Origin of the sequence: Paenibacillus barengoltzii G22 (assembly GCF_000403375.2) — a bacterium.
Taxonomy (GTDB): domain Bacteria; phylum Bacillota; class Bacilli; order Paenibacillales; family Paenibacillaceae; genus Fontibacillus; species Fontibacillus barengoltzii.
In genome coordinates this window covers 1,053,443-1,065,802 of record NZ_KE159653.1, presented here as the reverse complement: position 1 = coordinate 1,065,802, position 12,360 = coordinate 1,053,443, and the positions used below count along the sequence as shown (strand labels likewise).

Below are 12,360 nucleotides of genomic sequence, written 5' to 3'. Positions count from 1 at the left end.
TTAGGATCGTAATATTGTGATATAAAAACCGGATTATCTGCTAGATGATCCAAGAAAATCAATAATATCATTATATTAAAGCAAATCTATAAGGAAAGGTAGCGATGATTCTGAAGCTGACTCGATGGCAGGCCGAAGCAAATGGAATTCGATTGGACACTACTAATGGAATCATGCAAGTCGTCTTTTGTACACCGAGAATTGCTCGAATTCGTTATACCTTGGATTCGGATTTTAGCAGGAAACCGAGCTTCATGACGGTGGAGCGCTCGCAGAGTAGCAATGTGCAATTTAAGATCATAGACCACTCAGACGATCTGGAAATCACCACAGAGCTGCTTACGATCCGAGTAAACAAAACAACTTGTGCATTTAGCTATTGGGAGGCCGGCGGCAGACTGCTGACGAAGGAGCCGCCCCGAGGTGGAAAAACGCTTGAACGTACCGATGTCTACCGCACGATTTTTGATGTCTCAGCCGGTGAAGTTGCAACGGATCGCGGGGCAGACGGGTTCCGTGCACGTGCAGAGGGAAGCAACCAAATTTTTGACAGGACCGCCTACCATACGAAACTTGAGTTCGAATGGCAGGAGGACGAAGCGCTGTACGGACTTGGTTCACATGAAGAGGGCATGATGAATCTTCGAGGCAAACATCAATATTTGTACCAACAAAATATGAAGGCGGTTGTTCCAGCCCTAATCTCTACCCGAGGGTATGGTGTCCTGATGGACAGCTATTCTTTAATGAGTTTTCACGACGATTCCTTTGGGTCGTACATATGGACTGATGTGGACGATGAAATGGATTTCTATTTTATCTACGGTCCGGAATTTGATCAAATCATCGAGGGGATTCGTCATTTGACAGGAGACGCACCTATGCTGCCCAAATGGGCATACGGTTACATCCAATCGAAGGAGCGCTACATATCCCAAGAAGAGTTGATCGATATCGCACGGGAATATCGAGAGAGAGAGCTGCCGATTGATGGGATCGTCCTGGATTGGCAGTCCTGGACAGGAGAGCTATGGGGGCAAAAGACATTGGATCCGCAGCGCTTTCCAGACCCTTCGGAAATGATGCGGCAGTTGCATTCGTTACACGTCAAGCTGATGGTATCGATCTGGCCGATTATGAAAGAAGGGGGCGATAACCATCGAGAGATGAGCGAGCATGGATATCTGCTGGGAAATCAGGCCACTTATGATGCGTTCACAGATGGAGCCCGACGATTATATTGGGAGCAGGTTCATGCGGGGCTATTCTCCCATGGAGTCGATGCATGGTGGTGTGACTGCACTGAACCGTTTGAAGCGGATTGGACAGGACAGGTCAAGCCGGAGCCTGAACAGCGAATGCTGATCAATACGGCTGAAGCGAAGCGTTATCTTGATCCGGAATATATCAATGCTTACTCATTGCTGCATTCCAAAGGAATTTATGAAGGTCAACGCTCTGTAACCGATCATAAACGCGTAGTGAATTTAACGCGCTCTGCCTATGCAGGCCAGCATCGCTACGGCACGATCACTTGGTCAGGAGATATATCCGCCAATTGGGAGACCTTGAGGAAACAGATTGCAGATGGACTTAACTTTTGTGTGACCGGGTCACCCTACTGGACGATGGATATTGGTGCATTTTTCGTTCGGAACCAAGAGAATCTCTGGTTCTGGAACGGCGATTACAACGAGGGAGTTGCGGATTTGGGATACCGCGAGCTGTATGTCCGCTGGTTCCAATTTGGAGCCTTTCTCCCGATCTTCCGCTCCCATGGGACGGACACGCCTAGAGAGATCTGGCGATTTGGTGAACCAGGGGATCTCTTCTACGAAGCATTGGTCAAATATTTGAAGCTTCGTTATAGGCTGATGCCTTATATTTACTCGCTTGCGGGGGCGGTGGCACACCGGTGCTATACGATGTATCGAGTACTCGCTTTTGATTATCGGGAAGATCCGAGAGTACATGATATCGATGACCAGTTCTTGTTTGGACCTGCCTTTCTTGTTGCGCCTGTGACAACCGCGATGTATTATGGACCCAATTCCCGTAAGCTTCACGATGTGAGGAAGATGCGACAAGTCTACCTGCCGAGTGGAGGTTGGTATGATTTTTGGACCGATGAACATCTTGAGGGCGGGAAGACGATCGATGCGAAAGCGGATTTGGATACGCTTCCACTCTTCGTGCGCGCCGGATCCATCATTCCCATGGGGCCAGATGTCCAACACACGGGGGAACAACCGGAAGCGATGCTTCTGCTGAAAGTATATCCCGGCCAAGATGGAAGTTTTACGCTCTACGAAGATGAGGGGGACACCTATCATTACGAGAATGGCGCTTATTCGATGATCGAGATGAGCTGGGACGATACGAACCGCAGATTGACGATAGGGCAACGCATCGGCAGCTTTCCAGGGATGCCGGAGCACAGACAGTTCATGGTGGAAATTGCCGGGAGAGCGGGTCAAATCGTCGTTTCTTATCAAGGAACCCCAGTCGTCGTTCAGGCGACCGAATTCAAAGTTCAAGGGAGAGATGAAGTGTTATGAAAAAACAAGGACTAAACCCCTACCTCCCATCCTGGGAGTATATCCCGGACGGAGAACCGTATGTCTTTGGCGACCGAGTTTACGTTTATGGATCGCATGATCGTTTTAACGGCCATGTGTTTTGTTTAAACGATTATGTATGTTGGTCCGCCCCCGTGGACGACTTGAGCGACTGGCGCTATGAAGGCGTGATTTACAAGAAAACCGATGACCCTTTAAATCCGGATGGGCGGATGAACCTGTTTGCGCCGGACGTCACGCGTGGACCGGATGGGCGTTATTATCTCTATTATGTTCTCGACAAGGTTTCCGTCGTTTCCGTTGCCGTCTGTGACACTCCTGCCGGAAAATATGAGTTTTACGGGTATGTCCATTATGCCGACGGCCAACGGTTAGGGGAAAGAGCAGGCGATGAACCGCAGTTTGATCCAGGTGTGTTGACGGAAGGCGATCGGACTTATTTGTACACCGGTTTCTGCGCTATTGGTGATCGATCAAGACATGGAGCCATGGCGACGGTACTTGGGCCGGACATGCTGACGATCGTGGAAGAGCCGGTATTTGTGGCGCCAAGCGAGCCTTACAGCCAGGGCACCGGATTTGAAGGACATGAATTCTTTGAAGCGCCTTCGATCCGCAAAAGAGGGGACACTTACTACTTCATATACTCTTCAATCGTGATGCACGAGTTGTGTTATGCAACCAGCAAATCCCCGACCAGCGGCTTTGTCTACCAAGGCGTGATCATCAGCAATAACGATCTGCATATCGATACCTACAAACCGGCGGAGAAGCCGATGTATTACGGCGGAAATAACCACGGAAGCATCGAGCAAATTGGCGATAAGTGGTATATCTTTTATCACCGTCATACCAATGGTACGGCGTACTGCCGACAAGGCTGCATCGAACCGATTGTCTTCCGGGAGGATGGGACAATCCCGCAGGCGGAAATGACATCTTGCGGCCCCAATGGAGGGCCGTTGCTCGGACAAGGGGAATATCCTGCTTATCTAGCATGCAATCTGTTCTGTAAGGATGAAGCGGTGTATACTGGCGGTTTTGGTTCGGGGGCATGGTTGGACAGCCGATTCCCCAAGATTACTCAGGATGGGAAAGATGGGGATGAAGAGGTCGGTTATATCGCCAATATGACGGATTCTGCCACGGCTGGCTTCAAGTACTTTCATTGCCAAGGGATCAAGAAGGTGAAAATCAAAGTACGGGGATACTCCAAGGGTGTCTTTGAAATCAAGACGGCTTGGGACGGCCCTGTTCTCGGAGAAATTCCGATTCAGTTTGCAAATATTTGGACGGAGTACTCCGCTGACATCCGTATTCCTGACGGTGTGCAGGCGTTGTATTTCACCTTTAAAGGTGAAGGAAGTGCAAGCTTCGCCTCCTTTACCCTTGAGTAATGAGCTAAATACTCCTTTCTGTTAACAGGAAGGAGTATTTTTTATCATCGGATAAGAGATAGATATTAAAAAATGACAACGCTTTCTTAAAAATGTTGGCTTACTCTGTCCCTTCGTCAGGGAGTAACCTATTAACAAGGGAGGGACACAAATGGATGTAGATACACAATTGGCAGGACCGACCGGAATAAACAAGAAGGCATCACAATTTTGGAAGCGTTTTAAAAAGCAAAAGGTCCTGCATCTTTTCGTTGGGCTGGGCATGATTTTTTTGCTGATATTCTCGTATACCCCGATGTTCGGCATCATCATGGCATTCAAGAATTATTCGATCTCCACAGGCATCAAAGGAATATTTACAAGTGAGTGGATTGGTCTTCAGCATTTTAGCGAATTCGTCAACGATTATCAGTTTGGCAACATTGTAAGGAATACGCTGGTCTTGAGTTTCTTGAAGGTCATATTTGCTTTTCCGGCTCCGATCCTCTTGGCTATCTTGTTAAACGAGGCAAAAAATCTTGGATTTAAGCGGGTTGTCCAAACCGTTAGTTACTTGCCGCACTTCATCTCTTGGGTCGTTGTTGTCGGGATTTCCTTTGCTTTGTTATCTACAGATGTTGGAATGGTCAACAAGGTGCTGTTGTCCCTCGGATTGATTGACAAGCCATTAGATATACTTACCAATCCCAATTATTTCTGGGGCTTGGCGGTGACTACGGCCGTGTGGAAAGAAATGGGGTGGTGGACGATCATTTTCTTGGCAGCCATCGCAGGCATTAATCCCGCTTTGTATGAAGCCGCGCAAATTGATGGCGCCGGAAGGTTGGCGCGTATTCGCCATATTACCTTCCCGGGGATGAAAGGAACGATCGTTGTCGTACTCATTCTTACCATCGGAAGTATTCTAGGCGGGGGATTAGTTGGATCCAACTTCGAGCAAGCTTATCTGTTCGGAAATAGTATTAACAATCCCACATCCGAAATCGTACAAACCTACGCATTTAAAGTCGGGTTAAAAGATGGACGGTTTTCCTACGCCGCAGCTATTGATTTGATCCAATCCGTTATCTCGGTCGTTCTGATCTTCTCTAGTAACTTCATCGCGAAGCGAACGTCCGGATCAAGTCTATTCTAGAAGGGAGAGGAAGACATTGACGCTAAGTCAAAGACAAAAAGACCGGATAATGGATACCGTAGTAAACCTCATCTTATTCATCATCATGCTATGCATGCTTTATCCGTTCTATTACGTTCTGATCCTCTCATTCAACAAGGGGACCGATTCGCTTCTGGGAGGGGTGTATCTTTGGCCTCGAACGTTCACTTTGGAGAACTACTCCCAATTCTTGAGCGATCCTCATTGGTACCAGGCTTTTCTAGTGACGATTGCAAGAACGTTATCAGGTACCATATTAGGTGTTTTATTCACTTGTCTAGTTGCTTATGGTCTCTCTCATCGAGATTTGCTTCTTCATAAATTCTATTTCACCGTGATCATCTTCGCGATGTACTTCTCGGGCGGCCTTATTCCTTATTATGTGGTTCTTCGCTCGGTTGGATTGTTGAATTCCTTTGGCGTGTACATTATTCCGTCCATGTTAAGTACTTTTTTTCTACTCATCGCGATCTCGTTTTTTCGTGAAATTCCTGGAGAACTCAAAGAATCGGCTCATATTGATGGTGCGAACGAATTCGTGATCTATTATCGGATCATTCTTCCCGTATCGAAGCCGCTGATCGCCACCATGGCGTTGTTTATGGGGGTGGGCCAATGGAATTCCTGGCTTGACTCTGCGTACTTCGTTCAATCGGAAGAATTACGGACCCTTGCCTTCCGCATGATGGAAGTCATCAACAGAAGTAATGCGCCGATGGACGCAATCGCCGTGGCTAACAGCGCGTCGGCGGGTGTCACGAGTTACTCCCTACAGGTTGCCGCCATGGTCATCTCTATCGCACCTATTGTTTGCGTTTATCCATTCCTGCAAAAGTTTTTTATTCAAGGTATCATGCTTGGTTCTGTGAAGGGTTGATTAATCCAATTGATATTAAAGCTTTGGCTTTAATATAAACTACAAGCTTGGAGGGGTGTTTAGATGAAAAAGAACAGGGGCAAGAGATTTACACTATTATCGCTGACCTTTGTGTTGGTCATCGCTTTGCTGTCTGCATGCGGTGGTGGTAAAGAGAATAGCAGCAGTCAGCAAGAAGGTGGTTCTACCAATACATCGTCATCTGCGAAGTCTGATGAAGTCACAGAGCTTTCATTATTTATTGATGCATCATGGTATCCAGTCAAAGAATGGAAGGGACCGATAGCTGAGAAAATCACGGAAAAAACAGGAGTCAAACTGAAAGTAACCGTTGCTACGGACGATAAGCAACTTCCGCTGATGATTTCTTCCGGCGACCTCCCGGATCTCGTCTTTACTTATGCCAATATTGACCGGATGTCGGATTCGAAGCTCTCCTATCCGTGGAACGAGCTGATCGAGAAATATGCGCCGGATTTCCAAATTGATAAAACTCGTATTGCCATCCATACCATGGATGATGGCAATTTCTATACTGTGCGCAACTCCTTTGCGACTCAGGAGGAAATGGAACAGAACAAATACGCCATCGGCAGCGACGGAAACCCTGGTATTGCTGTTCGCGAGGATATCCTGCAAGAGCTTGGCAATCCGCCGATTAACTCGTTGGATGATTTCGTCAAAGTACTAGGTATGGTTAAAGAGAAGTACCCTGACATGGTCCCTCTCATTATGGATAAGGACTGGCTCGAGCAATATTTCCTGCAACAGTTTGGCGTCGAGGCGCTGTTGGATGGATGGTATGAACGTGACGGCAAAGTGGATTATGCCATCAGACAACCGGAGATGCTGGAATTCTTCAAATTTATGAACAGCCTTTATCGAAATGGGTATATTCTCGCTGAAAACTATACCTATACGAATGATCAGCTTGATGATGAATACGCCCTGAATGGAAAGGCATTTGCTCATAGTCATACCGTTAGTGTAGCGGACGCGGATAATATTAAAGCCCAAAATAATGGGAAACCGTACAAGTTCAAAATGTTGCCAAGCGCTTTGTCAGAAAATGCGAAAATCGTCAGTACGGGACTTGGCTTTGCGGGTACCTTTATTACCAAGAAAAACAAAGATCCAGAAAAATCGATCAAATTCCTTCAATATTTAGCCAGCGACGAAGGCAAGAAATTAACGATGTTTGGTATCGAAGGTGAGCATTGGACTTGGAATGAAGAAGGATACCCGGACTTGAAGTATGACCCATCGGACGCAGATTTCATTAATAGCAACGGGATCAAGTGGTGGTACTTGTACAACGATGGCGTCATGGAGGGATTGCAAAGCTATGTTCCAGGTACCCAAAAGACGCAAGCCTTAATGGAACGAAAAGAGATTACGATCTACAAACCTCAAATTGGATTGATCCAAACGCAACCGGATTCCAAGGAGAAGACAACGAAAACCAAAATAGACGAGATGATCAAGAACGAAAAAGTGAAGATTTACCTCGCCAATTCCGAAGAGGAAGCCGTGGCTAATTATCAGAACATGATAAAAACGGCTGAATCGATGGGACTTCAGGAACTAGTAGATTGGGCGAATGAAATCTATCAGAAGAAAAAGGATTTGTTCTAATAAAGTGAGCTTTCGGTAGGGACTTTACGTCCCTACCGCACTTTTATCTGCTGCAGGCTTCTTCCTGAAATGAAATGCTCATGGTAAGGTAACATTACAGTGCAGTTTCATTGCGTGAGGGGAGAATGGGGCCATGAGCATCATGCGTAAGATGATCTTCGGTTATGTGATTCTGATCTTTATTCCGGTCATTGTCTTTGGTTACCTATACTATTCTCAAATCTATAACAACTTGACGAAGCAATTTGTTGAAAGCCGACAGAAAATATTAGAGCAGGCTTATGCCAATCTCAAAATGGATTTTACCCGTATTCAATCCGTGCAACGAATGCTCCAATACAACCCGTATGTCACAGACTATTTGGATGGGGCATATCAGACGGATGCCGAAAACGTCTATGTTTTTCTACGTTATATCCGTCCGTTATATACCCAGTTGTTTTTTGCCCATCCGGAAATCAAATCGATTGAGATCTACAATATGAAGGACGCTGTGTTCCCCATTCCGGATCATTTTTTGGACCGATCCCAACTCGACCCGCAGAGGGAGGAGATTGTCCGCGACTTGAAGGCGGGGAGCGGGATATGGGTCTTTGCTGATTCGAATACGTCGGAGTTAATCTATTATCAATATTTATACAATACTCAATACACGGAGAGGATCGGACTTCTGGAGATGCGGGTCAGCAGCCGCCTCATTGCGGATTTTTATAAAGGGGCAGGTGTTGAAGGGAACTGGGCAGCCGTACTCCTCCCCACGGAAGGCGAACCGCGAATTGCGAACATGGGTGGAATCAATTTCAACGAGAAGACATTGCGGCAATTACAAGCAGAGGAGAGTCCGTTCTCGATTGATCGGAAGACGATCATCAACCAACTTGAAATAGATGAGCTTGGGGTTCGCCTGTTTGTCATTGGGGAAGTTCACAGCGTATTTCAATCCATCAAGCAGAGAGAGCAAGTCATGGTGATGATCATTGTACTGCTGCTGCTTGTGTTGTCAGTGACTTATTATATGCTGGCTACCAACATTACCAAGCGCATTTTAAGATTGGCTCGACATATGCGCAACTTAGATGATGAAAATCTGAAGCAGCGTATGATCAAGCATGATCGGCTTATCTCCAATGATGAGATTGGATTCTTGACGGAAACGTACAATACGATGCTCCAGCGGATGGATGAACTGATTAACAATGTTCATCGTGCTGAGCTACGAAATAAAGAAGCCGCTTACAAAGTGCTGCAAGCTCAAATTAAACCGCATTTTCTCTACAATACGCTGGAAACGATTCGAATGATTGCTGAGTCCAACAATGACAAGGAAGTAGCCGATATTTCCTTTTGGTTCGGGCGGTTGATGCGTTATAGTCTAACGTCCGAGCAAGATGTAACCGTTCTCGAGAAGGAAATCGAAATGGTCACCTTCTATCTCAACATTCATCAAATGCGATTGCAAAGCAGGCTAACTTACGAGATTGATGTCGCTGTCAACGCAGACTCCATCGCTTGCCCCCGGTTTATTTTACAGCCGTTGATCGAGAATAGCGTTATCCATGGGGCTTCCGCTATTATACGCCCAGTACACATCCGTCTTCATGCCAGCGAGGACGAACGGGAGATACGGATCGTTGTTCAGGATAACGGGAATGGAATTTCTGCGGAGAAGTTAGCTGTCATACAGTCTCGGCTATCAGGTCATCACGTGGCAACAGAAGCTCAGTCCGAAGGAGGCGTGGGGCTTATGAACGTGAATGAGAGAATCAAGTCTTTCTTTGGCGGTGATTCAAGGATCGAGATCTCGAGTGAACCGGGAAAAGGGACGAGTCTCTGGATCTTCATCACGAAAAGGATGGAGGCTAACGATGAGAATATTGACGGTTGATGATGAACCATTGATTCTAAACGGACTAGTCAAGATCATCCGGGAAGCTGCGCCTTCAGGGACTGAAGTGCGAGAAGCGCTAAATGCGTATGAAGCGCTTGCGTTAATGAAGGACTTTGTGCCGGATGTTACGATAACCGATCTTAACATGCCTGAGAAAAATGGATTTGAGCTTATTGAGGAAGCCAAACAGAGCGGATGGTGCGATCGTTTTATTATTCTAACAGGCTACGATGAATTTGAATACGTACGTAAGGCGCTGCGTGCCGGAGTGGTAGATTACCTGCTTAAACCGATTGACAAAATTGAAATCGCTTCATTACTGGAGCGTGTCCAGGGAGAACTGCCAAGTGATTTTGATGCGGAATACACTTGCCATGCCCAACGTATTCTGACGTACATGAAAACGCACTTCAGGAAGGATCTTTCACTTGACCATCTAGCGGATATGATGAATCTTCACCCGAACTATATCAGCAGTTTGTTCAAAAAAGAAACCGGCCACACCTTCGTGAATTATCTGAATATGCTCCGGATTAAAGAGGCTCAGAAGCTGCTCTTAGCACAGCGTGACCTTCCGGTTTGTGCCATTGGGCAACAGGTCGGATATGATAACAAGCATTACTTTACGAAGGTGTTCAAGAAATATACAGGTACGACGCCGGGCGCCTATCGAAATAGCGAGAACTTGAGTGCTATTGAAGGGGGGATGGAATCGTGATTTGGAAAGATCATACATTCGGAGATATGATTGCGCGCTATGTGAAAGATGAACATACGGAGCAAGTGGGGTTAATGTTATTACCGCAAACTACAGTATCGCAGGTATGCCCTAAGAAATTTAAGATCGATTCATTAGTGCAACTCAAATTTATCGGAGATGCGTATCCTGGTGCTTTTGCTCATGGTCATTCCATGCGAGGCAGCGGGACGATCGACGGGCTGAAGTTTGGAGAGATCCGTGAAATTGGGCGCGACGACGGCACAACCGTCGTTACTGAATGGCGCAGCTCCAATTCATGCAGAATCGAACATCATTTACTCCATTATGAGGGATATCACGCGTTGGAATCTTACACGGTCATCCGGAACGACAGCGAGGTGCCCGTGACCTTAGAAATGCTCTCCTCCTTCTCGATAACAGGACTCACTCCGTTTGCAGAAGATGATGCTCCTGAAACTCTCTTTCTTCATCGTTTATTAAGCTCATGGTCTGCGGAAGGACGTCTCGTGTCCAGCGCCATTGAAGATTTGAATCTTGAACCGGCTTGGGCACCGTTTGGAACAAGATGCCTGCGATTCGGCCAAGTAGGTTCCATGCCAGTACGTGGATATTTCCCGGTTGCATTTATGGAAGATACCGGTTCCGGCGTAACCTGGGGCGTTCAAATCGCTCATCCTGCCTCTTGGCAGATCGAAGTCGGAAGAACAGACCAGGCTTTATCAATGTCGGGTGGATTGGCGGACAGAGAATTTGGCCATTGGACCAAGACGCTCGAACCAGGTGAGACGTTTCAAACCCCCAGTGCTTATCTTACAACCGTAGCAGGCGGTGTGGACCGTGCTGCCGCGCGATTAACCGGGATTCAAGCCCGTTCACTACTCCATGGTCCGGCTGTGGAAGAAGATTTACCGATTATCTTTAACGAGTATTGCACAACCTGGGGCTCCCCGACAGCCGAAAATCTTCATCAAATAGCCGAACAACTCAAAGATAAAGGGATTCGTTATCTTGTGATCGACAGCGGCTGGTATAAGAAAGAAGGAACGAACTGGTACAACAGTATGGGGGATTGGGATATCAGCCCCATCGCATTTCCCGAAGGATTCAAGCCCACTGTCGAACATATTCGAAAATGCGGGATGATTCCCGGGATCTGGTTCGAGATCGAGGTATGTGGTGCGGAGTCCACGGCATTCCATTGGGTGGATCATCTTCTTAAACGTGATGGCTTGCCGATTACGACGGGGGGGCGGCGGTTCTGGGACTTCCGAGATCCCTTTGTCTTTGCCTATTTGAAAGAGAAAGTGATTGGTCTCATCAAACAACATGGCTTCGGATATCTGAAAATCGACTATAACGATAGCCTCGGGATCGGTTGTGACGGTGCAGAATCGCTTGGTGAAGGATTGCGTCAGCAGATGCAGGCAGTCCAGGACTTCTTCCGGTTAATCAAACAGGAAGTGCCGGATCTTGTCATTGAAAATTGTGCCTCTGGTGGACACCGTCTGGAGCCTACCATGGTTGGATTAACAAGCATGTCGTCCTTCTCGGATGCACACGAATGTGAGGAAATCCCGATCATTGCGGCAAATATGCATAGAGTGATTTTACCGAGACAAAGTCAAATCTGGGCTGTGCTCAGGAAAAATGACAGTTTGCAGCGATTGGTATACTCGCTCGCCAGTACAATGCTTGGCAGAATGTGCTTATCCGGCGACATTCATGAGTTGAATCCGGAACAGTGGAGTAAGGTAGATGAGGCGATTTCCTTCTATAAGCTCGTATCTCCAATCATTAAGGAAGGAACGACGAATCGTTTCGGACCTCGGGTGCCCAGCTATCGCCATCCTCGAGGATGGCAAGGGATCACACGCACCTCTGCAGACGGATCTCAATTGATGGCGGTCATTCATACCTTTGGAGGCGACAATCCGGAATTGATCAGACTTCCGCTTCCTGGAGCTGGGCACTACCAAATCAAGCAGGTCTTTTCGGATGGAAACGCGGATGTCAACGTGGAGGGCAGCGAGCTCATTTGTCGTTTAAGTCAACCCTTTTCTGCCGTCTGTTTGCTTCTTACAGAAATGTAATCCGACGTGGAATGAAA

Annotated in this window: 8 protein-coding genes; all 8 read left to right on the top strand. The window is 47.0% G+C overall.

What is annotated here, in order from left to right; translation table 11 throughout:
- The first annotated feature begins 104 nt into the window (after positions 1–104).
- The 8 genes from C812_RS13235 (at position 105) to C812_RS13200 (ending at position 12,343) form a co-directional block, all read left to right on the top strand.
- Positions 105–2,558 (top strand): glycoside hydrolase family 31 protein, encoded by a 2,454-nt coding sequence (locus C812_RS13235; protein WP_016313156.1) that lies wholly within the window; start codon positions 105–107, stop codon positions 2,556–2,558.
- Positions 2,555–3,976 (top strand): family 43 glycosylhydrolase, encoded by a 1,422-nt coding sequence (locus tag C812_RS13230; protein WP_016313155.1) that lies wholly within the window; start codon positions 2,555–2,557, stop codon positions 3,974–3,976. The genes C812_RS13235 and C812_RS13230 overlap by 4 nt, the downstream gene beginning before the upstream one ends.
- A 151-nt stretch (positions 3,977–4,127) precedes the next feature.
- Positions 4,128–5,111, top strand: a complete 984-nt coding sequence (locus C812_RS13225) for an ABC transporter permease (protein WP_016313154.1) — start codon at positions 4,128–4,130, stop codon at positions 5,109–5,111.
- Positions 5,112–5,127: 16 nt separating this feature from the next.
- Positions 5,128–6,009 carry a carbohydrate ABC transporter permease gene (locus C812_RS13220; protein ID WP_016313153.1) on the top strand — a complete coding sequence of 294 codons (882 nt, stop codon included), beginning with the start codon at positions 5,128–5,130 and terminating at the stop codon, positions 6,007–6,009.
- Between the two features lie 63 nt (positions 6,010–6,072).
- On the top strand, positions 6,073–7,644 hold the full coding sequence (locus C812_RS13215; protein WP_016313152.1) for an extracellular solute-binding protein: 1,572 nt from the start codon (positions 6,073–6,075) through the stop codon (positions 7,642–7,644).
- A gap of 133 nt (positions 7,645–7,777) precedes the next feature.
- Entirely contained in the window at positions 7,778–9,529 is a 1,752-nt protein-coding gene (locus C812_RS13210; RefSeq protein WP_016313151.1) for a sensor histidine kinase, read from the top strand.
- Positions 9,510–10,250 (top strand): response regulator transcription factor, encoded by a 741-nt coding sequence (locus tag C812_RS13205; protein WP_016313150.1) that lies wholly within the window; start codon positions 9,510–9,512, stop codon positions 10,248–10,250. The genes C812_RS13210 and C812_RS13205 overlap by 20 nt, the downstream gene beginning before the upstream one ends.
- Positions 10,247–12,343, top strand: a complete 2,097-nt coding sequence (locus C812_RS13200; protein ID WP_016313149.1) for a glycoside hydrolase family 36 protein — start codon at positions 10,247–10,249, stop codon at positions 12,341–12,343. The genes C812_RS13205 and C812_RS13200 overlap by 4 nt, the downstream gene beginning before the upstream one ends.
- Positions 12,344–12,360 lie beyond the last annotated feature (17 nt).